The following is a 23872-nucleotide window of genomic DNA, read 5'->3' as shown; positions in this document are numbered from 1 at the left end:
CTTACTTGGGCGGAGCGGGTGCGGCAGGAGGGGCGGCCGGTGCAGGAGTTGGGGCGGCAGCGGGTGCGGCGGCCGGAGTAGGAACTGCTGCAGGAGCTGGAGCGGCAGCAGCGGCTTGTTTCAACTGCGTCGGAGAACCGGGGACGACCTGGGTGCTGACCGTGGGCTTTTTGGCACCGAGCTGGGCGACGGTCTTGTCGAAAACAGCCTTCTTCTTCGCGGAATCGCTGAAACCGAGCTTCGCCAGGTTTTCGTTCTGCGCCTTGACGATCTCGGCGGTGTTGGCCAGACGTTCCGGTGCGCGCGGATCATCACCGAGCTTCGAATCGACGGTGGCCTGGATGAGAGTGAACAGCACGGCGAAGCCTGCGAAGGCTCCCAGCACCCACAGGAATGTGGCGCCGGCTTTTTTGGGTTGTTCGGTCTGCGACATGGAAAAAACGGGGATCAGGTCAGTTGATGACGTTCACGGACTCGATGAGGCGCGGGTCACGCCACGGATACAGGCTGTATTTGGCAAGACCGCGCAGGTAAAGGAAGCCCATCGTGCCGAACACGGCGCACAGCGCGGCGATGTCCTGCACCCAGGCTCCGGGAACCCACACGCCGATGCCCAGGGAAGGGCCGCGCTCAGGAATGACATTCCAATAAATGTCCACGAGGTGCATAAAGAGAATCCAGAGACAAACGAGGCTGACGACGACCGGGTTCTTCTTCCGCGGCTGGGAGAGCAGCAGCAGGAACGGACCGACGAAGTGACCGATCACGATGAAGATCGACACCCAGCGCCAGCCTTCCGTGTTGCGGGTGAGGTAGAAGCGCGTCTCCTCGGTGATGTTCGCGTACCAGATGAGGAAATACTGGCTGAAGGCGATGTAGGCCCAAAACACCGTGAAGGCGAAGAGCAGCTTGCCCATCAGATGGTAATGCTCGTCGGTGACGACCTTCTTCATGTAACCAAGGCCGCGCAGCCAGGTGATGACGAGGATGGTCAGGCCCATCGAGGCCCAGGCGCAGCCGGCAAAGATGTAAACGCCCCACATGGTGGAGAACCACAGGTAATCCAGGCCCACCAGCCAGTCATAGGCAGCGAAGGTGACGGTGAGCGCGTAGAACAGCAGCCAGCGGCACGAGAACTGACGTGCGGAGATGGTGTGCTTGATGTCGCCATCCTGCTCCTGCTTGAGGGACTTGCCGCGCAGTGTGCGGGCAATGTACCAGAGGATGAGGAAATACAGGAAGAAACGGGTGTACCAGGAGAACCAGGTGTTCAGGTTCATGTAGCCGAACTTGGAAACCAGCGCGTGCAGATGCGGGTTCTCCACCGACATGTGGTGGAGGGCCTCTTTGACCGTGGTGTGGTCGTGATGCGCATGGACGGCGGCCTCGCGGTGATGATTCATCCACTCGTAAAGTGGCTTCTGCACCTGCGGCAGCAGCAGCGGTGCGGCGAAGATTCCCATCGCCAGGATCATGTTCGCCAGATTTTCCCAGATGCGGCGCACGGCGACGCCCCAGCTCGAGTTCGACGCGCTGTGGAGCAGGATCCAGAAGCAGCCGCCAACCACAAAGGTGAAGGTGAAGAACACCGCGAAGAGCCAGGAGTAGGCGAAGGTGTCCGTCTTCGTGAAGAAGAAGAACGCCGAGGCGACCAGCCCGAGAACGCCGACAAGGCCGAGCGCGCCGATGATCTTGCCGCCCTTGGCGGGTTCAAATTTTTCTCCGCCCTGGGGCAGATCGTTGAAGGTGACGTGGTGACTCATGCCGGGATTCGCGTGATCGTGCCGTTACTGGAGGGTGACGCCGGCCTCTTTGGCGGCGAGTTGCAGGGAGCGGATGTAGGCCACGATGGCCCAGCGGTCGCGCAGGGTGATATTGCCGCCGTAACCACCCATCAGGCCCTTGCCGTTGGTGATGACATCGAAGATCGCTCCGTCCGCGCGGAAGGCGGCGACGTTGGCGGGATCAAGATTGCCCGGCTGCTGGAAGTTGAAGGCGGTGAGGATGCCATACTTGGAGGTCACACCCTTGCCATTGCCGGAAGCACCATGACAGATGGCGCAGTGAATGTTGTAGCGCTGCTCGCCACGCTTGAGGAAAGCGTCGTTGAACACCGTCGGATCGCTGGTGATCTCGGTGGGCAGGCCGTCGCCGTAAAAATCACCCATCTTGCCAGTGTCGTAGTAGCCAACTCCGTTGGTGAAGGCGAAGCGCACGGGTTTCGCGCCGTCCACGACAGGCTTGGCGGGAATTTCAAAGCCCATCGGCACCGTGCCCTTCACAGGCATGCGGGCACCACGGCCATCGGCGAAGAATTCGCTGGAAGCCTGGTATTTGATCTTGGCCTGGTGGTCCATGTCCGGGAACACTTCGAGGGGCGGCAGTTCAGACTTGCCGCCACGGAATCCGAACGCGCTCACAAGGATCGCGCCGACAAAAAGGTAGCTGAGGAAGAAGTACTTCATGGTGTGCGGGGCGCGGCTTAGAGTTCGTCCTCCACGAGTTCGATGTTCTTGCCGCCGGCTTTTTCGAGCAGGGACTTGGTGCCCTCCTGGGAGAATTTGGGGTCACGGGCCTCAATGCAGACGAAGAAACCGTCGTCAGAGAACTTCGGGAAGTTCTTGGAGGCAAACAGCGGGTGGTTCCAGCGTGGCAGGCCGATCAAGGCAAGCAGCCCGAACAGAGTGGTGAAGGCGCTGAACAAAATCGTCAGCTCAAACATCACCGGGAAGAACGCAGGGAGCGTCCAAATGTCCGTGGGCTTGCCCTGGACGACGGTGGGATAGGTTTCGACGATCTTTTGCAGGAAACCGAGGCCGATGTGGCTCCAGAAGTTCGTCTGGGTGATGGTCTGAAGGATGAAAGCGATCGTGGTGCCGGTGATGCCGCCGCAGAAGACAAAGATGGGCAGTTTCGAGCGCGGATTGCCCATGGCTGTGTCCATGCCGTGGATCGGAAAGGGCGAATGCACGTCCCAGCGCTGGTAGCCGGCGTCACGCACCTGTTCGGCGGCATGATACAGGTCCTTGACGCTGTCGAATTCAGCGAGGTAGCCGTGGACTCGTTTGAGGGTGGTGCTCACAGTCAGGGTGCGGTTGAAAAGTTAGGCGGCGGCGGGTTTCGGGACGTGGCGGTCGGCGTATTCCATGAGGTCTTCCTCCTGGATGCCGTGCTCGGCGTGGTCGTCTTGGTGCGGATTCGACTGCGGCAGGACGCCCTTCACCTCGCCGATGGCGATGACAGGCAGGAAGCGCAGGAACAGCAGGAACAGCATCATGAAGAAGCCGAAGGTGCCGAGGAAGGTGTACTTATCGACCCAGGTGGCCTGATAGACGCCCCAGGAACCCGGGATCATGTGACGCTCCAGTGTGGTAGCGATGATGACGTAGCGCTCGAACCACATGCCGGCGTTCACGCACATGCAGACGAACATCACGACCCACATGTTGTGGCGGAACGGACGGTACCAGAACAACTGCGGTGCGAACACGTTGAAGCTGAACATGAAGTAGTAGGCCCAGGTGGACGGACCGGTCAGGCCACGGAGCGTGAAGGCGGCGGCTTCATACGGGTTGGCGCTGTAGTAGGCCACGAAGAGCTCCATGCAGTAGGCGTAACCGACGATCGTGCCCGTGAGCAGGATGATCTTCGCCATGTTATCGACGTGCTTCGGCGTGATGAGGTCATCGAGGCCGTAGATGCGGCGCACCGGAATCATGAGCGTCAGCACCATCGCGAAACCACCGAAGATAGCGCCCGCAACGAAGTAGGGCGGGAAGATCGTGGTGTGCCAGCCGGGAACGATGGAAGTAGCGAAGTCGAAGGACACGACGGAATGCACAGAAAGCACCAGCGGCGTGGAAAGGGCGGCGAGGAGCATGTAGGCCGTCTCGTAGTGGCTCCAGTGGCGGTTGCCACCGCGCCAGCCGAGGGCGAACAGGCCGTAGAGGAACTTTTTCAGACCCGGACGGCAACGATCACGCAGCGTGGCAAGGTCAGGCACGAGGCCGAGGAACCAGAACACCGCCGAGACGCTGAAGTAGGTCGAAACCGCGAACACGTCCCACAGCAGAGGCGATTTGAAGTTCTGCCAGATGGCGTTGGCGTTTGGAATCGGGGCCAGGAACCACACCATCCACACACGACCGACGTGGAAGGCCGGGAAGAGGCCGGCGCACATCACGGCGAAGATCGTCATGGCTTCCGCAGCGCGATTGACGGACGTGCGCCACTTCTGACGGGTGAGGAAGAGAATCGCGGAAATCAGGGTGCCCGCGTGGCCGATACCGATCCAGAACACGAAGTTCGTGATGTCCCAAGCCCAGGCGACGGGCTGCTTCTGGCCCCAGACACCGACACCGGTGGAGATGAGGTAAACAAAGCAGAACACCATCAGCCCGGTCAGCAGTACCGAGGGGATGAACAGAATCCACCAGAGGGCGGGCTGCTTGTTTTCGACGATGCCGCAAATGCGGTTCGTGATCCACGAGTAGGAGCGTTGGTTGAGAACCAACGGCTCGCGGTCGAGGATGCGCGGGGTGTTCGAGGCTGGGGCGGAAGCGTCCATGAATCCGGGTTAGTATTGATTGTTGCTCCACACGGCGATGTTCTCCGCGCCGGGCATGTTCTTGTTCGGATTGCGCAGACGGGCTAGGTAGCTCGTGCGCGGGCGGGTGCCGATGTATTTGAGGACTTGGTAGTCGCGCGGGGAGGCCTTGGCCTTGACCACGGCGGACTTTTTGTCGGCCAAATCGCCGAAGACGATCGCGTCAGCCGGGCAGGACTGCTGGCAGGCGGTTTTGACCGTGTCGGTTGGCACGCGGAAGTTCTTGGAGTCACGCTGGACCTGCTTCTGCAGGATCTTGGCGCTTTCGAGACGCTGCACGCAGTAGGTGCATTTCTCGATGACACCACGCATACGGACGGTGACGTTCGGGTTGCGCTGGAGGCGAAGGCTTTCGTCTTCTTTCTTCTCGCCGAGCGGTCCGGCGTAGAGGTTTTTCACCTTCATGCCGAGCACGGACGTTTCGGTCAGCGGGTTGCGCTTGTTGTAGTCGAACCAGTTGAAGCGACGCGCGGTGTAAGGGCAGTTGTTGGCGCAGTAACGCGTGCCGATGCAGCGGTTGTAGGCCATGGCGTTGAGGCCGTCGTCGGTGTGGACGGTGGCGTTCACGGGGCAGACGGTCTCGCAAGGAGCGGCTTCGCACTGCTGGCAGGCCATCGGCTGGGTCACCATCTCGGCGCTTTCGAGCTGTTCCGGCGTTGGATCGTCCTCGGCCCAGGTGCTCTGCTGCTCAACGCTGTTCTTGCCCCACTTCGGCACGGCAAAATAGCGGTCCATGCGGATCCACTGCATGATGCGGCCCTTGCGGACTTGGTCCTTGCCGACCACGGGAATGTTATTCTCGCTCTGACAGGCGATGACGCACGCAGTGCAGCCGATGCACTTGCTGAGGTCGATGACCATGCCCCACTGGTGCTTGGTTTCGTAATCGAAGCCTTCCGGATTCTCCGCAGACTTCACGCCGACCTGACCTTTGTAGAAGGAAATGTTCTCCGGGATGTGGGCGTCCATGCCGGTCTTCTGCGCGAATGCGACGTCCTTGTTGAAGGTGTCGAGCGTGCCTTCACGGTAAACCGCGCGGCCTTCCATCGTGTTCTGCTCCTGTGTGACGGCGAGTTCGGCCATTGTGGCAAGCGCCTCGATTTTCGCACCGCCCAGCACAAACACGCCGGGCTGCTTGCGCAGCGCATAGGCGTTCACACCACGATCGCTGCCAACCACGCCGACGCCCTTCTGGCCGTAACCAAGCGGGAGGGTGATGGAATTGGTCGCATGACCGGGGGCTTCAATGGCCGGAATCTCGATTTCAGAGCCACCGACGGAAATTTTGACGTGCTGGCCGTCTTTGAGGCCCAGTTTGCGGAAGGTGACGGATCCAACCCAGGCGGCGTTGTCCCAGGTGAGTTTCGTGACCGGATCGGGCGCTTCCTGGAGCCAGGCGTTGTTGATATAACGCCCGTCAAACACGCTGGAGTCAGGGGCGAGCACGACTTCAAGCGCCTCATCGGTCGGGGCGGCGGCAGGCTTGGCCTTGGCAATGAATTCAGCGGCAGCGGCCACATTCGGAGTCGCGGCGGCCTTGGCGTAGGCGGAGCCTTTGAGGAAACCGTCGCGCAGAGTGAAATTCCACTTCGTTTCGTCGAGGCCACCCGCCGCAGCGGCAAAGGTGTCGCGAACCGCCGTGTAAGCCGCGTCTTCGACCGGAGGCGCACCGGCTGCGGGAGCCGCCGCAGCCTCCACCGGGCCGAGCTTTTTACGGCCCAGGAGCGCGAGGAGCACTTCGATCTTGCTCGCACTGTCATAGAGCGGCGCGATCATCGGCTGAACGATCGAATAAGTGCCGTCAGCGGCACGAGCATCGCCCCAGGATTCCAGATAATGAGCGGCGGGAATGTGCAACGCCGCGTGCAGCGCAGTGCTGTTCTTCAACATGCCAACGTGAACGAGCTTCACCTTCTTATCTGCGGCGAGCTTGACGAACGCCGCTGCGTCAGGCGCGTCGTAATAGAGGTTGGCAGGCGTCAGCGAGACCACGGTCTTAACCTGACCGCTGGAAACCGCCGCTTGCAGTTCGGCGAAACCGCCCGATTCAGGCGCGGGAGCTTCCTGGAGCAAATCAATCGTCGAACCATACGCGCCGAGCGCGTTGTTGATCGAGGCAACGAGCGCGTGGACTTCCGCACCGAGGCGTGAACCGGCGAGAACGACGGATTTGCCCTTGTTGTCGATCAAATCGCGAACCGCCGGAGCGATCCACTCTTTCAGACCGGCAGGAGCGGTGTCAGCGAGCGCCTTGGCCGAATTGTCACCGAGTTCAGCCGCGATAAGGGCTGCTGCTGCTGGAATCAGGCTGGCTGGAATCGCCTTGCGATGATCTGCCATGCCGCCGGTGAGCGTGTAGCGGTTTTCGAGAACGTAGAGGCGGTTCATGTCCGCCGTCTTGGCTTCCTTGGCACGATGCTTCGTGAAAGCGGAGATCGGCTCGCCCGCAACCGGGTCCAGGCCGAGGAAATCGCAGTCGAGCGCCAGAATGCGCATCGCGGAGCCGAGCTTGACGAAGGGCTTCACGCCCGCGCCGAGCACGGCCTTGCTGGCGGCAGCGCTACCATCAGCGCCTGCGGCCTCATACTTGAACAACTGGGCCTGCGGGAAAGCGGCCTTCACCTCGCCAAGCAGGCGCAGGTATGTGGGGGAGGTGGTGGCTCCGATCACGATGCCAAGACCAGCACCGGAGGATTTTTTGGCCTCGGCGGACACAGCGGCGAGCAATTCATTCGCCTTGGCCCAGGAAAGTTCCTTGCCCATGCCAAGCGGCTTCTGCGAGCGCTCAGGATCGTAAAGATCGAGCACGGATGCCTGCGCGAAGCTGTCAATGCCGCCACCAAGAGGGTGAAGTGGATTGCCAGTAACGTGCGTCGGACGGCCTTCGTGCGTGGTGACAACGAGGGGCGTCGCACCGCCGCTGCGAGGCATCGTGGTGGCATACATCAGCGACTTGCCCGGCACCATCCACTCGACGTGCTGGGTGTAGGGCAGGATGGTGGTCAACGGACGGCGGCAGCTTGCCAGGCCCATCAGACCGACGCTGGCACCCATGATTTTCAAAAAGTCACGGCGGCCGTTCTCACGCTCTTCTTCCGTCAAGGTGTCACCAGCGGGGAACTCGCGGCCCAGATCCTTGAGGAAATTCTCACGACGCTCCAACTCGGAGACACTGCGCCAGTAGCGCTTCGCGTTCTGCGGCTCCTCGGGATGAATCCAATTACGTTTCATGTGTCGGGAAAAAAGGCGCGGGGTTAGCGGTGGCAGGCGGTGCAGTTTTCTGGCGGCTGAATCTGCCAGTGCTTTTTGAGCTGGGTGCCCACTTCCGCCTGGGTCACTTCCTTGCCATAAGTGGTTTCAGCGAGCTTGAGAAGCTGGTCGAGGTCGTCGGCTTTCGCAGCCTCACCACCAATCACCGTGGCGATTTCCTTGGCCGGAATCTTCTTGTCGAGCAGGCCTTTGTAGAAATCCGCGCGTTTCAGGTCAGCGGGCTTGAAATTGAGGTTCGTGATCTGCTCCAGCGGGCGCAGGTTGTTCTCAGGGTTGCGGTGGCAGTCGAGGCACCAGCCCATGGACTGCGGCTGGTCGTGGCGGACCACTTCCATCTCATTGATCTTGCCGTGGCAGGACACGCAGGAAATGCCGCGATTGAGGTGGGCGCTGTGATTGAAGTAAACGTAATCAGGAGCCTTGTGAATCTTAACCCAGGGGATCGATTTGCCGGTTTCGTTGGCCTTCACGACGAGTTCCAGCTTGGGAGAATTGCTGCGGATGTTGCCTTTGCCTGGTCCGTGGCAGTTGAAGCAGGTCTGGTTCGTCGGCACGTTCGAGTGGCTGGAGGCCTCGCCAAAGCTATGACAGTAGCGGCAGTCGAGGCCGAGCTGACCGGCATGAATTTTGTGGGAGAAAGGCACCGGCTGGGTCGGCTCGTAGCCCACGCGGGTGTATTTCGGTGTGAAGTAGTAGGCGACGCCGACACTCACGCCGAAGGCAATGAACACGACGGCAATGGCTACCTTGAGCGGCAGCCAGTTGGTCCAACGCGGAAAAAAGTTACCCATAATTGATGACGGCAGATGAGCTTGTGAAAAATTTCACAAGGATTTCCAGAATAGGGAGACGCGAGCAGGTTTGCAACCGTCATCTTGATCTTTTTAAACTTTTATGCGCCAAGATTGTCATGTTGCGATTCCGTCGCAAAAAAATGCGGATCTGTGCGCTCCAATTCAACCCCACTCGACCAGCAGCAGCCCATGCTCGAAATCCAGCGTCACGCGATAGTCTTCCAGCAAATACGTCCCCAAACGTGAGGGGCCGGGCATCACATCCACCTCGGCAAAGGGATAGTAGGAACCAAACAAGCCCAGCGCTTGAAACTCCAGCACTCGGACATTTGCCTGCGTGGGGGTTTGCGCTCCGCCCACGCCGGTGATGAGATAGTTCCCGCCCACATTCCAACCACCGTTCTTGTAGCCAAGCAGACGAGCGACCGTATGATCGAGTTGGACACCGAAGACGGAACCCGAATCCACCACAGCCTCCCAGGAAACACGACCATACTTGAGTGTCGTCGTCGGAACCCCGCTTTTCATGCTGAGGCTGGACTTGTGCATGTGCTTGCGGGTTTTACCGGCAAAACTGCGGATGAAACCGAACTCCACCTCATCCTCGAGGAAATCCAGCGTCAGGTATTTGCAGTTCGCCGCCGCCAGATGCACGCCGAGCACGGAGATGCCGAGATGTTCCTTCAAAATGCCGCTGCCCCAAGCCGTGCGCTGCATGCGCAGAATGCACGGCAGGTTCTCCAGCCGCCAGGAACCGATCTGCACCGTGGGAATCAGCGCTGCCATGCCTGGCTCTTTTCCCAAAACGCCGGACATGGTCGGCCGAACCTGCGGCACGGTGCGCATGCCAAACTCCACCGCCTGCTCCGCATCGAACACGCTGAAAGTCGCCCCGGTGTCGAACATGAACTTCTTCGGCTTGTGGCCGTTTAGACTCACTTTGATGTGCGGTATGCCGTTCTCATAATACATCGGCACCTTCAACACACCTTCGGGCGGCGGCGTGCTGCGCGTGCGCACGTTCAGGCTGCCTTTGCTCACTTTGAGCTCCGAGGCGGGCACCGCCTGCGCTTGAAGCTGCCTTTGAATGTCCGCCGACACCGCCTCGTTTTTGACCGCGAAAGAATCCGCACACCCTGCGGTACCCAGCACCACAATGATCATCTGCGCGAGTCGCAGTCCGGTGCTCCAGGTTGGTCGGTTCATGCGGCGCAAGCCATCCACGCGGCACGCATTTCTGTCAACACGCGCAAATCGCACACAAATCCTTGTGCGCACAGACGTACTGTCGGAGGTTTACGCTTCACCAACCTGAATGACCGCCTATTTAATCCGCCGCCTGCTGCTCATCCCGCCGACACTCGTCGGCATGACGCTGGTGGTGTTTTTCATCATCCGCTTCACGCCGGGCGGGCCGATGGAGCAGGCGCTGCTGGAGGCCCGCATGAAGAGCGACGGCCAGCGCGGTGGCAGCAATCGTCAGCAATCGAGCGGACTGACGCCGCAGCAGCTCTTAAAGCTCCAAGAGCAATATGGGCATGATAAACCCTTCCTTGCCGCCTACGCCTCGTGGCTGGGTGCCTGGCCGAAGGACACGAACCGCTCCCGCGCCGACTTTGCCGAAGGGAAGACCGAAACCGAGGTCAAACTGCCTGGCACGGCGAATGTGGTAACGGTGAAGCGCAATGCAAAGGATGAGGCAGAGATCGTGCCGCTCAAGGAGGTGGACACCTCCGTCTGGCGGGCACGCATCATCACGCCGGAAAAGCAGAAGCAGGAATGGGAGAAAGCGAATCCCGGCCAGAAGCTCGACAAACCGCAGCCCTATGTGGCGCTGATCTACCAGCCGAAATTCGCGGGCGTGCTGCAAGGCAACCTGGGCGACTCCACGCGTTACTCGGAGCCGGTGTGGACGATGATGAAGCGCCGTTTCCCGATCTCGCTCTTCTACGGCGTGATGTCGATCATCCTGACTTACATGGTGTGCGTGCCGTTGGGCGTGCTAAAGGCCATCAAGCATCGCACGCCGGTCGATACAGCCACTTCGGTGCTCATTTTCTTCGGTTACGCGATCCCGGGCTTCGTGCTCGGCGTGTTTCTCATGGTGCTGTTTGCGGCGCGGCTGCGCTGGTTCCCGCTGGAGGGCTTTGTGAGCGCGGATTTCGCCGAACTCGGCTTCTTCGGCAAAATCTACGATCTCTTCCATCACGCCTTCCTGCCGCTGTGCTGTTACATGGTCGGCAGTTTCGCCGGATTGACGATGCTGGTGAAGAACAACCTGCTGGACCAACTCGCCAGCGATTATGTGCGCACCGCCGTGGCGAAGGGCGTGGAGTTTAAAAAAGCCGTCATCGGCCATGCGCTGCGCAATTCCTTCATCCCCGCCGCCGCCACGATGGGCCAGGCGCTCACGGTGCTCGTGGCGGGCAGCTTTTTGATCGAGCGCATCTTCGACATCGACGGCTTCGGCCTCATGGGCTTCAACGCCCTACTTGAGAAGGATTACCCCATCGTCATGGGCACCGTCACGGTCGGCGGACTGCTGCTCATGCTAGGCAACGTGCTCTCCGACATGATCACCGCGCGGCTCGACCCGCGCATTCGATTTGAGTGACCTGTATGAACGAGCCCACTTCCACTCTCGCTCCTGAACCAGTGCTGAAAGCCGCACTTTGGACGATTTATCGGACTCTGTGTTATGTGCGGAACATTACGATCCAGCCTTCAACAGACGCCGCACAACAGACAAACGACCTCATGGAAGCACTCCACGATATACCCTTCGCGCTGATGCAGTGGGATGAGTCGAGGTTGGAGAGGCTGAGATTGCATCTGCGCTGCTTCGATCACACAAGCTGGCCGGGCTCGACCAACTTGGAACAAATGTTCGACCTCATGCTGGTCGAAATGCAAAAATGAACCGCAAACTCTCCATCACCGCGATCATCCTCGGCGCTCTCGCGATCCTCGGCGAGTTGTGCGGACTGCTGATTCCGACGGTGTCGTGGTTCTTTAGCAATGGCCGCGCGTTTGGATGGGCGAGTTCGGTGCTCTTGATCGCCGGTGGCGTGCTAGGGCTGCTGTTCCTGCCGCGTGAGATCCGCTGGACGCCGGTGACCTTGCAGCGCTTCCGCCGCTTCCGCAGCATCGGGCGCGGGTGGTGGTCGTTCCGCATCTTGCTGGCCTTGATCGCGCTGGCGATGCTGGATCAGATCATCGTCGGCAAGCGAGCGCTCATGGTGCGCTGCGATGGGAAGACGACTTTCCCGGCCTTTGTGACAAAGCGCTACCAAGCGCAGGATTTCGGCCTCAAAGGCGAGCAGGAGGTGAGCTATCGCGAGTTGAAGCAGCAGTTGAGCAAGGAGAAGCGCGGCTTTGTGCTCATGCCGGTCGTGCCGTGGGACCCGGTGCTCGATTCCGACACGCTGCAATCCATCACGCTGGAGCAGCGCGACGGGAAATGGTTCAAGCCCGGCGATGACGAGCCGTATTCCGGCCGCGCACGCACCTCGTATGTGGATGCGCCAACGCAGAAGCACACGGACACGCGTTTTCGCCAGGGCGTGCCCGATGGCGAGTCGCAGGGCTTTGCCAAAAACGGGGCGCTGGCGTTTTCGGCCTTCTACAAAGCCGGTGTGAAGGACCGCGAGAAATGGACGGGCGAGATGCCGCAGGCGGAGTTCGAGAAGGCGGCAGTCACACCGTATGAAGTGACGATTTATCCTCCGATCCCGCCGTTGTGGAAGGCGAGCCATTTCCTCGGTACGGACAGCAAGGGCTGGGATGTGCTGGCGCAGATTTATGGCGGCTGGCAGGTCAATCTGAAGGCCATCGTGCTCTACCTGGCCTTCACTTACGGCGTCGGCATGATCATCGGCTCGCTCATGGGTTTCCTTGGCGGTGTGTTCGACATCACCTTTCAGCGCATCATCGAGATCATCGAGGAGCTGCCCTTCCTCTACATCGTGATGATCGTGGTGAGCATCATCACCGTGGCGGAGATGAATCTCGTCATCCTGCTGGCCGTGATCTGCCTCTTTTCGTGGACGAGCCTCACCTACTCGCTGCGTGCGCTGGCCTACAAGGAGAAGGAGCGTGACTACATCTCCGCCGCCCGGCTGCAAGGCGCCAGCACCTGGCGCATCCTCACTCGTTACCTGCTGCCGAACATGCTCGCCACCGTGGTCACGCAGGTGCCGTTCAGCGTCGCGGGCATCATCTCCTCCATCACCGCGCTGGCCTTCCTTGGCTTTGGCCTGCCGGAGACCTATCCGCAGTGGGGCTGGCTGTTTGACGACGGCGTGAACCACCTCTCCGCGCTGTGGATCTCCACCTCGATGTTCGCCGCGATGGTTTTCATCCTCCTGCTCGTCACCTTCGTCGGCGAGGCGCTGCGGGAGGCCTTTGATCCGAAGAAGTTCACGACTTACCAATGAAGTTCTCTGTTCCCAGTTCGCTGTTCGCAGTTCTGCTCGCCTCCTTGCTTGGCGGGGCGCTGCATGCAGCCGATTTTCCGCCTTACGATGGCACGAAGGAGCGCGAGGCGTTTTGGGGCTTCTACAACAAGAAGGTGCTCGAGGGCTTGCAGAGCCAGGAGAAGGATCTTCCGGCTCAAATCGCCAAAGAAGCCGACGCAGCCAAAAAAGCCGAGCTGGAGGCCGAACTGGTCAAAGTGCGCGAGCGGCTGAAGAAACCGGAGTACTTCACCTTTGCCAAGCCGGAGGATGTTCCGGCCGATTTGAAGTGGGAGGACGGCATGAACGAGCCGGAGATCGGCGATGCGAACGCGAAGAAGGGCGGCACGATCCGGGATTACATCCTTTCCTTCCCGCCAACGCTGCGTGTGCTTGGGGAAAACAGCAACAGCTCCTTCCGCGGCTATCAATACGACGACGTGGAGATGTCACTGATCAATCTGCATCCCGAGACGGGACGCGTGATCCCATGCGTGGCGAAGCAGTGGGCCGTTTCGCCGGACAATCGCACCGTGTACTTCCGCATCGACCCGGACGCGACCTTCTCCGATGGCACACCCGTCGAGGCGGATGATTTCTTCAACCACTTCTACATGCAGCTCAGCGAGTATCCGAAGAATCCCTTCGGCAACGAGTGGTATGGCACGAACTACTCCAACATCGCCCGCTACGACGCCCGCACGCTGTCCATCACGCTCACGGATCCAAAGCCGCTCGCGCCGTATTATGTGAGCACTTCGCCGATGTCGCGGCACTTCTACCGCGAGTTCGGGCCGGACTTTGAGCAGCGCTATCAATGGCGCTGCCGCCCGAGCGCCGGACCGTATGTGATTCACGAGGAGGACATCCAGTTCGGCCGCAGCGTGACGCTTTCCCGCGTGAAGAACTGGTGGGCGCGGGACAAGAAATTCTACAAGCACCGCTTCAACGTGGACCGCATCGTGTATCGCGTGATTCGCCTCCAGGACAAGGTGCTGGAACTCTTCCGCCAGGGCGAGCTCGACGTGGAGCAGCTCATGATGGGCATCCCGGAGTACTGGTATGAGAAGCTGGAGATTCCCGAAGTTCACAAAGGCTACATCCACAAGACGAAGTTCTACAACATCTGGCCCGGTTCCCACGCCGGCCTGTGGCTGAACTGCGCCGTGCCGCCGCTCAACAACAAGGACGTGCGCCTCGGCCTCAGCTACGCCACGAACTACCAAAAGGTCATCGACTTCGACCTGCGCGGCGATTTCCAGCGCCTAAACACCTTCAGCGAAGGCTTCCCGCTCATCGGCGATCCACCGCTCAAAGCGCGGCCCTTTGACGTGCAGCTCGCCCGCGAGCACTTTGCCAAGGCGGGCTACACGAAGCTCGGCAACGACGGCGTTCTCGTGAACGACAAAGGCGAACGCCTCACCGTGACAATCCTGCATCGCAAGACCGAGATTGTTCAGAAGGTCATGCAGCGTCTCAAGGAAGAGGCGGTCAAAGCCGGACTCGAATACAAGCTCGAAGGCCTCGAAAGCACGTCCTACTTCCAAAAGGCCACGCAGAAGAAACATCAGGCCGCGTCGGTGGCCTTCAGCGTCACACCGCCAATTCCCGATCACTACCAGGCCTGGCATTCCAAAGACGCGTTCATGGAGGACGGCAAGACGCCGCGGCCGAACACCAACAACCTGTGCTCCTTCGCCGATCCGCGCATGGACAAGTTCTGCGAGGCCGAACGCGGCGCGACGACGATCGAGGAGATTCGCAACGCTTCCTGGGGCGCTGATCAGATCATTCATGACGAAGCGGCGTGGATTCCCGGCTACGAGCAGAACTACTACCGCGTGGCTTACTGGCGCTGGGTGAAGTGGCCGGAGAAGACCTTCAACGTCGCCGTGAGCGAGCTGCCGATGTCCAATCACCTCCACTGGATCGACGAGGACGTGAAACGCGAGACCGAAGCAGCGATCCGCAGCGGCAAAACTTTCCCCGAGACCGATCAGGTCTTCGATCACAACCTCAAATCAGGAGGAACCAAGTGATAGCGACGCCTCTGCTCGAAGTTCGCAACCTGCGCGTCGGCTTTCAGACCGACAACGGCCTGCTCACCGCCGTGGACGATGTCAATTTCACGCTGGAGGCTGGCAAGACGCTCGGCGTCGTCGGCGAGAGCGGTTGTGGCAAAAGCGTGACGGCGATGAGCCTCATGCGTTTGCTGCCCCAGCCTTCCGGACGCATTCTCGGTGGCGAGGTGCTGCTCGAAGGCCGCGATTTGACCAAGCTGCCCATCGAGGAGATGCGGAAGATTCGCGGCAACGACATCGCCATGATTTTCCAAGAGCCGATGACCGCGCTGAACCCCGTGCTACGTGTCGGGAAGCAAATCATCGAGGCAATTCAGCTCCACGAGCCCATGTCTCCCGACAAAGCGCTCAAGCGTGCCGTCGAGCTCATGGAATGGGTTGGCATTCCTGCTCCTGAGCAACGTGTGAACGAGTATCCGCATCAACTCAGCGGCGGCATGCGCCAGCGTGTGATGATCGCTATGGCACTCTCGTGTCATCCAAAAGTGCTTATCGCCGACGAACCGACTACCGCGCTCGATGTGACTGTGCAGGCGCAGATTCTCGACCTGCTGAAGCGTCTCCAACGCGAAACCGGCATGGCTGTCATCCTCATCACTCACGACCTCGGTGTCATCGCCGAAGTGTGCGACGACGTGGCCGTCATGTATGCCGGCCGCATCGCCGAGCGCGGCCCCGTGCATGAAATCTTCGCCAAACCGCTGCATCCCTACACGCAGGGTCTCATCCGCTGCCTGCCCAAACTCGATCATCCGCCGAAGACCGATCTCCCCGTCATCCCCGGCATGGTCCCCAGCCTCCGCGAAATGCCCGTCGGCTGCCGTTTCGCCTCCCGCTGCCCCAACAAGCACGACGACAGCGTTTTAAACCAACGTCAGCCTTGGAAAGACTGCGGCCACGGTCACGGCGTCGAAGCCTGCGCGTGTTTTGCCTCACAACTGTCCGCGTCATGAGCCTCCTCACCGTCCAGAACCTCAAGATGCACTTTCCGGTGCGTGGTGGCGTGTTTTACACGACGAAGGCGACGTGCAAGGCGGTGGATGGCGTGAGTTTCGAGCTCAAAGCTGGCGAAACACTCGGTCTCGTCGGTGAAAGCGGCTGCGGTAAGTCCACGGTGGCCAAATCGGTCGTGCGGCTGCTCAAACCGACGGCTGGCAGTGTGAACTTCAACGGCAACGACATCTCCACCCAGTCACAAAGCCAGTTGCGCACGCTTCGCCGTGAAATGCAGATGGTTTTCCAAGATCCCGCCGAGTCGCTGAACCCGCGCCACACCATCGGGCAGATCTTGGAAGAACCGTTCATCATTCAAAAGATGGGCACGCGTGCCGAACGCGGCGAATGGGCCGCCGAGCTGCTCAAACGTGTCGGTTTACCAGTAGATGCGCTGCATCGCTACTCCTTCGAGTTCAGCGGCGGCCAGCGCCAGCGCATCGGCATCGCCCGGGCGCTCGCCTTGAAGCCCAAGCTCATCGTGTGCGATGAACCCGTCTCCGCGCTCGACGTTTCCGTGCAGGCGCAGGTCTTGAACCTCCTGCTGGAGCTCCAACGCGACTTCGGCCTCGCTTACCTTTTCATCGCGCATGACCTCAGCGTCGTGCAGCACATGAGTGATCGCGTGGCGGTGATGTATCTCGGCAAAATCGTCGAAGTTGCCCCTGCGGCCGAGCTTTATCGCAATCCACGCCACGCCTACACGAAGGCATTGCTCGACGCGATCCCCATCGCCGATCCGACGAAGCGCCGTGAGCGCAGACTTCTGCGCGGCGATGTTCCTTCGCCAATCAATCCACCGGCAGGCTGCGCGTTCGGCCACCGCATGAAGCATCCGAAGTGGCAGGACAGCGTGAACATGGACCTCACTCTCAAGGAAGTCTCACCGGGGCATTTCGTGCAGCCTTGTCCATGCTGCGTGGAGTAATTGGTGCTGTGGTCGAAGACAGCGCATCCTTCTGAAAACGAAAACCCCGCCCGGAAGACCAGACGGGGTTTTGGAAGTAAATGTGTTTTGGACTACTGCGGTGGCACGCGGAAGAGCTTGCCAGTGTAGGGGCATTTGACCTCCATGCCGACCGGAAGGCCGGTCACATCCACCAACTGATGCTTGGCAGCATACGGGCTGTTCACAAATCCTGGGCGTCCAGCAATCGAACTGCCATAGGGAAGCTCAACCGCAGGGCTGGTTGTAGGAGTCACGGCAGACGTCGGAGCGCTGGGTGTGGGCTTGTTCATGGCCGCCACGGAGGTGTTTGGCGTCACCGGAGAGGTGCGGGGGCGTTCCTGCGGTTCTGACACTTTCGGCCGACTTGGGGCGGAAGCGATGCTGGAGGATGGAATTGAAACACCGCCTGGCACCAAGAACGGGCGCTGAGTATAAGGACAGACCACCTTGGAACCTGCTGTCATACCACGCACATCGACCAAGCGTGGAGGATTGGTGAAAGGTGTACGCACATAGCCAGGCAGGTCAGGGACAGATTGGGCCACCGGCATGCTAGACGAGTTCGGCATGGAAGGAGGAGGCGTGGAAGGAGCGACAGGCCCCACCAGGGAGGCATTGGCAGATGTCGGCGCGCTCGTGTTGTTCTGAGCCAGCACCTGTGTCGTGTTGCTCTTAGTACCAAGCGGCCGACTCTCACCGTTTAAATAGTAAGTGATCAGGCCGCGAGTTTGAATCTCCTGCCAAGCCTGACGAGGCGGCATGGCACAAGAAGCCAGCATGAGGGCCGCAGAACTGGCTGCGACTAAACGAACAGGGTTTAGAAGTTTTGGGGACATATGCGATGGCAAGCGGTTAATTTTTGAACTACCATTCTCATTTTAACGATCTTTTTAAATTATGCAACAACAACGATGGTGATGTTGGGCAACAATTTTCATCTTTTCTTTATTTTCCATACAAATTGACCTGCTTAGCTGCCTCGCATGAATTGGCGTATTATTACTGTCGGAAAGCCTGGGCATGCTTGGGTGAGAACAGCCTTGGATCTGTATTGGCAGCGGTTGAAGCACCATGGCCGCTTTGAGCACATTGTGATCAAAGAAGGTGGCAGGCTCCAAGTCGAGGAACAGATGATGACTGCGAGTGAAAATTCACTGCGTGTGGTGCTTGATGAGCGTGGGAAGCAACTGCGTAGCGTAGAGCTGGCGCGCTGGATCGAAAAAGAGAAGATTTCTTCTCGCAAACGCATCAGTATTTTGATTGGCGGAGCGGATGGTCATTCCGACTCCTTCCGGGCCAACGCGGATGCCTGCTGGTCGCTTTCCACGCTCACCCTGCAACACGACATAGCGCTCATTGTGCTCGCCGAGCAGCTCTATCGTGCCCACGCCATTCTGCGTGGCGAGCCCTACCATCGCGAAGGCTGATGGCATGACTCGGTAATGATGCGGCTTGCTTGTCGGCCTGATTATTGCTGAAATGAGTCGCAAATCGTCCCATTTTCGCCTTGTAGAGAATCTAGGGGAAGTTAACTTTTAAAAAGTTCTGAGTTTCATCGGCAATGTCTTCCTCCATCCTCAAAAATGTCATTCAACCCAAGGCGCAAACCGCGCCCTTGGAAAAAAAAGCAGGGGAGGAGACACCGATACGCCGTACTTTCAGTTCGGCCGCCTTTCCCGCCGCAACCAGCCACGATACCTCCGGGACGGAAACGGAGGACATGGAACTGGTGCTGGGTGCGCTGGTGGAGAACGCTCCGGTGGCGATGGCCATGTTCGACAGGGCCATGCGTTACATGCTGGCCAACCGGCAGTGGATCAGCGAGTTTGGCCTCCAGCAGGTTCAGCCGCTCGTTGGCAGGAGCCAGTATGAGATTTTTCCAGGGCTGCATCCTGGATGGCGGCAGGTTTATGAACGAGCGCTGCAGGGCCACATCGTACGCAGTGAGCATGATGCTTTGAACGGCCCGGATGGCAGCCATTTGGTTTACCGCTGGGAAGTGCGTCCTTGGCGGAAGAAGCGCGATGCCTCCGTCGGTGGTCTGATGGTCACCTGCGAGAAATTCAGCGCCCCTCAACCGGTCACGGATGAGGAAGGCTCCGCCGTTTCGACCGAAAATCATGCGTCTGCGCCCTCCATTCCCAAAGTTCCGCAGTTGATCGAGTGTGCCCAGCCCATGCTGTTGTTGGACGCGCAAGGGGTCATCCAACGCGCTAATGTCACCGCCGCACGTTTGACCCTCGACAAAGGCATTCAGGAGGGTGTCACCTGCTTTTGGGATGTCTGGAGAGATGGCCGTGACAGCGCCGCGCTGCGTCAGCAGGTGCTCGAAACGCTTGCCGAGCTGTCTGCTGTTCCGGGCAAGTCCTCCGCATGCATCACCACGCGTCCGGAACTATCCGCCGATCCCACCTCTCCCTCGCGCTGGCTGGTTTCCGTCCTGAACGAGAAAAACGCTGACGCAGCATCCCCGTTCTTCATGTTGGTGGGATTGCCTCCTCAGGCGGCAGAACAGATCACGCAGGTCACCCTCCAGATGCCGCAGGCGGTGCCGACACCGACACCAGTCTCGGCATCTCACCTTGCGGCTGATGCTTCCATCAAACGCATGGAAGAAGAGTTGCTTCGCGCCCGGCAGGAGCTGCGCACGCTTGCCGAGGCACAGCAAGCGTTCAGCCGACGCGAAACTCGCCTGCGCACTTACCTTGAAGGCGTGCCCTGCGGCGTCTTCGTGCTCGACGAACGCGGCGCGCCCTTGTTCCAAAACGAGCGCCTTACCCGCCTTCTCGGTCGTCCGTTCGAGAAAGAACAAACTGTCGAAGAGTGGCTTTCTCACGCCTGCCCCACTGAGGAACACCGCGAGCAGGTCACGCTCGTCTGGCGTGAAAGCGTGTGGCGCCGCCAGCTCACCCGCACGCTCTCACTCGCCACGGCGGACGGATTGCTCAAGGAACTCGAGTTTCACCCCGCAGCACTGCCAGGCGGCGGGCTGCTGGTCAGCATTCAGGACGTCACCGAGCACACGCGGCATGAGGAGCAGCTCCGCAGCATGGAAGCCAAGCTACGGACCCTGCTCATGGGCAGTCCCGTTGCCGTGGTGCTGACGGACAAGACCGGGGTCATCTTTGAGGTCAACCAGCATGCCGAGACGCTGCTCGGCCAGGCGAAGGCCGAGCTGCGCCGTTACCCGTTTGACGCCTGGCTGGATCCTGACAGCGCCACGGCGCGGCGTGATGCCCTGCGTCAGTTAGGTAAAAGCGGCCGTCAGGCCGAGGCGCTCGGTGTTCGCATCAAGCGCGCCGACGGCACCTTCGCCAACGCCATTCTGCATCTCGCCACCGTGACAGACGCGCAAGGTGAGATGCACTGCACGGTTCACTTCCTACAGGAGGCTGCCCCGCCCCCTACCACAGCGGCCGAACCTGTGCCTTCAGCCCCCGTCAGCATCGAAACACGCGCACCAGACCTGGCCACCGCACGACAAACCACCGAGATGCTGCTCACCACCGATGCGAACGGCCGCGTGCGCACCTGGACGGAACGCGCACGGCAGATTTTTGATATTGAGGAGTCCGCCGCCGTTGGCCGTCCGCTGCACCAGTTCTTCCGCCCTTCCGACGCCACGGGATTTTTCGCCGACCTCGCCCAGCAGGCCGACGATCCGCAGCAGTTCATCCTGCATCCGTTCTTTGGCGGCAATGGCAGCCGTGGTGAGGTGCTGATGAGTGCCCGAGTGTTGGAAAGCGGCGGTTTTGAAGTCCAGACGCAAATCACGGAGAACGTGGCCGTGACAGAAAACGTCGCTTCATCGCCACGCGTCCAGGCATTGACCGCCGCCGTGCCGCAGGCCTTCCAAGTGATCTCATCCTCCAGCCAGCGCTGGCCCGTGGTCGATTTGGAGCGTGAAAAGCTGCTCCTCACCGAGACGCATCACCGCATCAAAAACCATCTCCAGATCATCTCCAGCCTGCTGAACATGCAGATCAACGGCGTGAGCGACCAGGACGCCCGCAACGCCCTGCGATCCAGCCAAAACCGTGTGCGCGCCATTGCCGCGCTGCACCAGCATCTGTATCAGATCGCCCTGGGAAAAGGCGACACCTTCAGCGACTTCACTCGTGATCTGGTCTCCCATCTGCGTCAATGCTACGAGGTGGCGGCGGAGCAGATCAGCGTGCGTCTCGAAATCCAGGAAGGCCCTGTGCTGCCGGAATGGCTCATGCCCTTGGCCCTCACGCTCAACGAGGCGCTCTCCAACTGCTTCGAGCACGCCTACCCGCATGGTCGCCAGGGGCAGATCACCGCCACACTGAGCTACACGGAGGAAAGCGGCGAGCTCACCGTGCGTGACGACGGTCTCGGCCTGCCACCAGACTTCCACCCCGGCGAAGGCACCGGCCTCGGCCTCAAAATCCTCGCTGTCTTTGCCGATCAGATGCGCGGCCAGCTTTTCGTCCAGGGCAGCCCGGACCAGGGCGCTGAAGTCCGTCTGCGCTTCCCGCTCGTCGTCAGTGACGCGTGAGGTGACGAATCGCCTCCTGGCTTCTGAATCACCACGCCGCTTGACCATCCCTCGTGCCGCCTTGACAATGGCGGGTGCATCTCACGCCCACGGTCGCCCTGCGCCTCCTTGCGTTCCTCACGCTGGGCATTTCGGTCGTTCATGCTCAGCAACCAGTCACCACCCGGACGGACGAGGTCGCAAAGTGGCTCAACGAATGGTTCATCAACGGCACCGCCGCCGGACTCAAGGCCATCAGCTATGAGAACCGCGACGGCCAGCACTCGCCGCTGAACACAGCGCTCTATCCACAGTTGCAGGTTCACAAGGCCGGAGCTGACGATGTCGGCGCCGCCAAGCAAGTCCGTCAGCAGCCCACCTTCGGAAACTGCTCCATGGCCTCCGGTGCCGAGCAGCTCGGCTGCCTCCCGCGCCTCTACATGATGGAACCCAGCGGAAACCGCTTCCTGGCCCAGCAGTATCTCTCCAACAACCTCTTCATTTACCCCGAGCATCAGGATCACGACATCGGTGCCAACGGTATCGGCGGTTATGGCGATCTCCTGCCGGTGAACACGCCCGCCTTGCTCATCTCACAAGGCTCCTCTTATACCGACCAGCCCTTCCTCCAGGCCCTGCTCTCCACCACCGCCGCCTTCCCGCCGGACACGCAGAAGCTCCTCATCGAAAAACACCTGCTCAGCCCCACGCTCCAGTCCGTCTTCCGCCGCTCAAACAAATGGGTGCGGACGCCCGAGGACTACTTCACCGGCAAAGCGCACCCCGTGGTCTTCGACGGCACCCAAATCGACGAGGAAAAAATGGTCCGCATCGCCCATGAGATGACACCGGAGAAAATTCCGCCCCTCGTCATCATGCAGATCCTTGAAGAGACGAAGATCGAGGCGGGCAAAAACTACTTCGAGCACACCGGTCCCTATCCCTGGCAGCTCGCCGACACGCCCGTCTCCATCGCCCGCATTTTGCGTGGCAACGAAGCCGAGCACGGCCTGCTCATCAGCCTCGAAAAGACCCTCAACCCCGTCAAAGGACCGCTGCAGATGCGCGCCGCGCTGCTTCAAGGCGATCCACGCTTCGTCAGCATCGAAAGCACCCCTGGCAAGCCTGTCATGCGCATCCGTGTCCGCTGGCAGCCCCCGGTGATCAACAGCACCGGCATCCGCAGCCACCGCATCGACATCGGCCTCTTCGCCGACAACGGCGCCAGCATCAGCGCCCCCGCCATCCTCAGCTTCTACATGCTGCCCAACGAAATGCACTTCTACGATGAGCAGGGCCGCGTTTCCGAAATCCATTATCAAACGCACAACCCCGACTTCGGCCTCCCCGCCTCCGACACCGATCCACGCTGGATCAAAGTCCTCCTCGCCTTCAGCCTCAAGGACACCAACCTCCGCAGCCGTCTGCTCGATCAAATCCTCACACCCGCCGAACGCGGAGGCCTGCAAAAGCTCTACCTCGGCCTCAAACAGCCATCGGATGCCCTCGCCAAAGCAGAACGCGATGAAAAACGCAAGGACGAGGCCGGCAAGCTCCGCACCCAGCTTGGCGAGGCCATCCGCACCGCCGTGAACGCCCGGCTCGAAAACACCACCGGCCTCACCGCCCGCCAGACCATCGAAAAAGTCCTGCACGCCATCGCCAGCTTTCACCCCTTCTACCTGGGTTCCCAGCGCGAGCTGGACGCGCTCGCCACCGCCTCGCCCAAATCATCTGCCGTCGCCGATGTCCGCGCCGAGCTTCACCGCCTCATCATGCAAGGCGTCCTCGTCGAGCAGGCCTCCGGCCAGATCGACACCATGTCCCCGCCGGACAAGCTTTCCCTCGGCGAGCGTCACATGCTGCGTGGACTCAATCTCACCCTGCTCAGCCAGGTGCTCTTCCCCGATGTCCTGGAGCGCTCCACCGCACCCGCCTACGTCAGCCCGCGCCTCACCACACCGAAGCAATGGCGCGATGTGTATCGCTACGATCCCGATTCCGGCCAGCGCCTCGGCTGGATTCGCTACGCCAAGGCCCGCATCGCCAACTTCGACGCCGAAGGCCGCCTGCTGCCAGACGGCCCCAAAGGCAAGTCCATCCCTGTCATTTATCTCAAGGACGAAAACGGCACCCTCACCTGGCAGCCCCAGGCCGAACCCGCCCCCGTCTCGCCCAAGTAACCCACAAGTGGCCCTTGCGGTCGGCCTGCTTGCGAGTTCGT

At 60.4% G+C, this 23872-nt stretch carries 18 protein-coding genes; 9 read left to right on the top strand and 9 right to left on the bottom strand.

The window, feature by feature from the left end:
• Position 1: 1 nt before the first annotated feature.
• The 8 genes from ACILSI_RS01700 to ACILSI_RS01665 form a co-directional block, all read right to left on the bottom strand.
• Positions 2-433 carry a hypothetical protein gene (locus ACILSI_RS01700; RefSeq protein WP_395720103.1) on the bottom strand — a complete coding sequence of 144 codons (432 nt, stop codon included), beginning with the start codon at positions 431-433 and terminating at the stop codon, positions 2-4.
• A 19-nt stretch (positions 434-452) separates the two neighbouring features.
• Positions 453-1763 carry a hypothetical protein gene (locus ACILSI_RS01695; RefSeq protein WP_395720102.1) on the bottom strand — a complete coding sequence of 437 codons (1311 nt, stop codon included), beginning with the start codon at positions 1761-1763 and terminating at the stop codon, positions 453-455.
• 24 nt (positions 1764-1787) lie between these two features.
• On the bottom strand, positions 1788-2465 hold the full coding sequence (locus ACILSI_RS01690) for a c-type cytochrome (protein WP_395720101.1): 678 nt from the start codon (positions 2463-2465) through the stop codon (positions 1788-1790).
• 17 nt (positions 2466-2482) lie between these two features.
• Positions 2483-3082, bottom strand: a complete 600-nt coding sequence (locus ACILSI_RS01685) for a DUF3341 domain-containing protein (RefSeq protein ID WP_395720100.1) — start codon at positions 3080-3082, stop codon at positions 2483-2485.
• A 21-nt stretch (positions 3083-3103) separates the two neighbouring features.
• Positions 3104-4567 (bottom strand): NrfD/PsrC family molybdoenzyme membrane anchor subunit, encoded by a 1464-nt coding sequence (gene nrfD, locus ACILSI_RS01680; protein ID WP_395720099.1) that lies wholly within the window; start codon positions 4565-4567, stop codon positions 3104-3106.
• A gap of 9 nt (positions 4568-4576) precedes the next feature.
• Positions 4577-7837, bottom strand: a complete 3261-nt coding sequence (locus ACILSI_RS01675; protein WP_395720098.1) for a TAT-variant-translocated molybdopterin oxidoreductase — start codon at positions 7835-7837, stop codon at positions 4577-4579.
• 23 nt (positions 7838-7860) lie between these two features.
• Entirely contained in the window at positions 7861-8667 is an 807-nt protein-coding gene (locus tag ACILSI_RS01670; RefSeq protein WP_395720097.1) for a cytochrome c3 family protein, read from the bottom strand.
• Between the two features lie 165 nt (positions 8668-8832).
• Entirely contained in the window at positions 8833-9876 is a 1044-nt protein-coding gene (locus ACILSI_RS01665) for a retropepsin-like aspartic protease (RefSeq protein ID WP_395720096.1), read from the bottom strand.
• 109 nt (positions 9877-9985) lie between these two features.
• Here ACILSI_RS01665 and ACILSI_RS01660 point away from each other — a divergent pair, with 109 nt between their 5' ends.
• The 6 genes from ACILSI_RS01660 to ACILSI_RS01635 are packed head-to-tail and all read left to right on the top strand — an operon-like array spanning position 9986 to position 17126.
• Positions 9986-11284, top strand: a complete 1299-nt coding sequence (locus ACILSI_RS01660) for an ABC transporter permease subunit (RefSeq protein WP_395720095.1) — start codon at positions 9986-9988, stop codon at positions 11282-11284.
• A gap of 5 nt (positions 11285-11289) precedes the next feature.
• Positions 11290-11589 carry a hypothetical protein gene (locus ACILSI_RS01655; protein WP_395720094.1) on the top strand — a complete coding sequence of 100 codons (300 nt, stop codon included), beginning with the start codon at positions 11290-11292 and terminating at the stop codon, positions 11587-11589.
• Positions 11586-13106, top strand: coding sequence for an ABC transporter permease subunit (locus ACILSI_RS01650; RefSeq protein WP_395720093.1), 1521 nt, complete (start codon positions 11586-11588; stop codon positions 13104-13106). Before ACILSI_RS01655 ends, ACILSI_RS01650 begins: the two co-directional genes overlap by 4 nt.
• Positions 13103-15163, top strand: coding sequence for an extracellular solute-binding protein (locus tag ACILSI_RS01645; RefSeq protein ID WP_395720092.1), 2061 nt, complete (start codon positions 13103-13105; stop codon positions 15161-15163). The genes ACILSI_RS01650 and ACILSI_RS01645 overlap by 4 nt, the downstream gene beginning before the upstream one ends.
• Positions 15163-16158 carry an ABC transporter ATP-binding protein gene (locus ACILSI_RS01640; protein WP_395720119.1) on the top strand — a complete coding sequence of 332 codons (996 nt, stop codon included), beginning with the start codon at positions 15163-15165 and terminating at the stop codon, positions 16156-16158. The genes ACILSI_RS01645 and ACILSI_RS01640 overlap by 1 nt, the downstream gene beginning before the upstream one ends.
• The gene (locus tag ACILSI_RS01635) at positions 16155-17126 is read left to right on the top strand and encodes an ABC transporter ATP-binding protein (RefSeq protein WP_395720091.1); all 972 of its coding nucleotides are present in this window, start codon (positions 16155-16157) and stop codon (positions 17124-17126) included. Before ACILSI_RS01640 ends, ACILSI_RS01635 begins: the two co-directional genes overlap by 4 nt.
• A gap of 92 nt (positions 17127-17218) precedes the next feature.
• Here ACILSI_RS01635 and ACILSI_RS01630 read toward each other — a convergent pair whose 3' ends face one another.
• Positions 17219-17437, bottom strand: a complete 219-nt coding sequence (locus tag ACILSI_RS01630; RefSeq protein ID WP_395720090.1) for a hypothetical protein — start codon at positions 17435-17437, stop codon at positions 17219-17221.
• A 693-nt stretch (positions 17438-18130) separates the two neighbouring features.
• On the opposite strand from ACILSI_RS01630, the gene ACILSI_RS01625 reads away from it, so the two are divergent.
• The 3 genes from ACILSI_RS01625 to ACILSI_RS01615 all read left to right on the top strand — a co-directional run bounded on the left by ACILSI_RS01625 (position 18131) and on the right by ACILSI_RS01615 (position 23831).
• A complete protein-coding gene (locus ACILSI_RS01625; RefSeq protein WP_395720089.1) occupies positions 18131-18574 on the top strand; it encodes a 23S rRNA (pseudouridine(1915)-N(3))-methyltransferase RlmH in 444 nt (147 codons plus the stop codon).
• A 134-nt stretch (positions 18575-18708) separates the two neighbouring features.
• On the top strand, positions 18709-21669 hold the full coding sequence (locus tag ACILSI_RS01620) for a PAS domain S-box protein (RefSeq protein ID WP_395720088.1): 2961 nt from the start codon (positions 18709-18711) through the stop codon (positions 21667-21669).
• Between the two features lie 74 nt (positions 21670-21743).
• Positions 21744-23831: a hypothetical protein gene (locus ACILSI_RS01615; RefSeq protein WP_395720087.1), complete on the top strand. Its 2088-nt coding sequence runs from the start codon at positions 21744-21746 to the stop codon at positions 23829-23831.
• Positions 23832-23872: the final 41 nt, after the last annotated feature.

Origin of the sequence: Prosthecobacter sp., from assembly GCF_044232965.1 — a bacterium.
Lineage (GTDB): Bacteria > Verrucomicrobiota > Verrucomicrobiia > Verrucomicrobiales > Verrucomicrobiaceae > Prosthecobacter.
This window is presented reverse-complemented; position numbering and strand designations above follow the sequence as displayed.

Bases quoted from the DNA above. Each gene is read 5' to 3' on its own strand.
- ACILSI_RS01700 (WP_395720103.1), bottom strand. From the start codon at position 433: ATGTCGCAGACCGAACAACCCAAAAAAGCCGGCGCCACATTCCTGTGG.
- ACILSI_RS01695 (WP_395720102.1), bottom strand. From the start codon at position 1,763: ATGAGTCACCACGTCACCTTCAACGATCTGCCCCAGGGCGGAGAAAAA.
- ACILSI_RS01690 (WP_395720101.1), bottom strand. From the start codon at position 2,465: ATGAAGTACTTCTTCCTCAGCTACCTTTTTGTCGGCGCGATCCTTGTG.
- nrfD (WP_395720099.1), bottom strand. From the start codon at position 4,567: ATGGACGCTTCCGCCCCAGCCTCGAACACCCCGCGCATCCTCGACCGC.
- ACILSI_RS01675 (WP_395720098.1), bottom strand. From the start codon at position 7,837: ATGAAACGTAATTGGATTCATCCCGAGGAGCCGCAGAACGCGAAGCGC.
- ACILSI_RS01670 (WP_395720097.1), bottom strand. From the start codon at position 8,667: ATGGGTAACTTTTTTCCGCGTTGGACCAACTGGCTGCCGCTCAAGGTA.
- ACILSI_RS01665 (WP_395720096.1), bottom strand. From the start codon at position 9,876: ATGAACCGACCAACCTGGAGCACCGGACTGCGACTCGCGCAGATGATC.
- ACILSI_RS01660 (WP_395720095.1), top strand. From the start codon at position 9,986: ATGACCGCCTATTTAATCCGCCGCCTGCTGCTCATCCCGCCGACACTC.
- ACILSI_RS01655 (WP_395720094.1), top strand. From the start codon at position 11,290: ATGAACGAGCCCACTTCCACTCTCGCTCCTGAACCAGTGCTGAAAGCC.
- ACILSI_RS01650 (WP_395720093.1), top strand. From the start codon at position 11,586: ATGAACCGCAAACTCTCCATCACCGCGATCATCCTCGGCGCTCTCGCG.
- ACILSI_RS01645 (WP_395720092.1), top strand. From the start codon at position 13,103: ATGAAGTTCTCTGTTCCCAGTTCGCTGTTCGCAGTTCTGCTCGCCTCC.
- ACILSI_RS01635 (WP_395720091.1), top strand. From the start codon at position 16,155: ATGAGCCTCCTCACCGTCCAGAACCTCAAGATGCACTTTCCGGTGCGT.
- ACILSI_RS01630 (WP_395720090.1), bottom strand. From the start codon at position 17,437: ATGAACAAGCCCACACCCAGCGCTCCGACGTCTGCCGTGACTCCTACA.
- ACILSI_RS01625 (WP_395720089.1), top strand. From the start codon at position 18,131: ATGAATTGGCGTATTATTACTGTCGGAAAGCCTGGGCATGCTTGGGTG.
- ACILSI_RS01620 (WP_395720088.1), top strand. From the start codon at position 18,709: ATGTCTTCCTCCATCCTCAAAAATGTCATTCAACCCAAGGCGCAAACC.